This window comes from Sphingobium sp. VMM, from assembly GCF_056790315.1.
Map to the genome: position 1 here is coordinate 1 of NZ_JBXGSI010000065.1, position 922 is coordinate 922.

Genomic DNA, 922 nt, shown 5'->3' on the forward strand with positions numbered 1-922 from the left:
GGCTGGCAACAGCTGGTGGGACGCGGCCCTGTTTACCGGCAATCCGGATTGGGATCAGCTCCTTGCCGTGCCGCCCGCCAGGCTCACCGACGCGGAGCAGGCCTTCATGAATGGCCCTGTCGAACAGCTGTGCGGCATGATCGACGACTGGCGCATGACTTGGGAAACGCACGACCTGTCGCAGGAAGCCTGGGACTTTCTCAAGCAGGAAAAATTCTTTGGCATCATCATTCCCGAGGAACATGGCGGCCTTGGTTTTTCCAATTTCGCCCATAGCGAGATTGTCCGCAAGATCGCGACCCGATCCGTGTCCGCGGCCGTCACCGCGATGGTCCCCAACAGCCTGGGCCCGGGCGAACTCATCCTGCGTTTTGGAACCAAGGAACAACAGCACCACTGGCTGCCGCGGCTGGCGGATGGTCGCGAAATTCCCGCTTTCGGCCTGACCAGCCCCGAAGCCGGCTCCGATGCGGCGGCGATGGTCGACGAAGGCGTCATCTGCAAGGGTCAGTGGGACGGCGAGGAGGTGATCGGCATCCGCCTCAACTGGCGCAAGCGCTATATCACCCTGGGTCCGGTCGCCACATTGCTGGGCCTCGCCTTCAAGCTGCGCGATCCCGACCATCTGCTGGGCGGGCAGGACGAGATCGGCATCACCGTCGCGCTGGTCCCCACCGACCTTCCCGGCGTGTCGATCGGGCGCAGGCATATCCCCTCGATGCAGAGTTTCCAGAACGGCCCCAATGAGGGCCATGACGTGTTCATCCCGCTCGACAACATCATCGGCGGCCCGGATCGCGTCGGCCAAGGCTGGAAAATGCTCATGAGCGCACTGGCGGCCGGCCGGGGCATTTCCCTGCCTTCCCTGTCTGCAGCCGCCGGCGCCTTTGCGGCTCATACGACCGGCGCCTATGCGCGGGTC

General features: G+C 64.2%; 1 protein-coding gene. It reads left to right on the top strand.

Going from position 1 to position 922, the window contains the following annotated elements; translation table 11 throughout:
* A partial coding sequence (locus tag ACUCV3_RS27315; protein WP_482241478.1) for an acyl-CoA dehydrogenase family protein occupies positions 1–922 on the top strand: 922 nt, incomplete at both ends.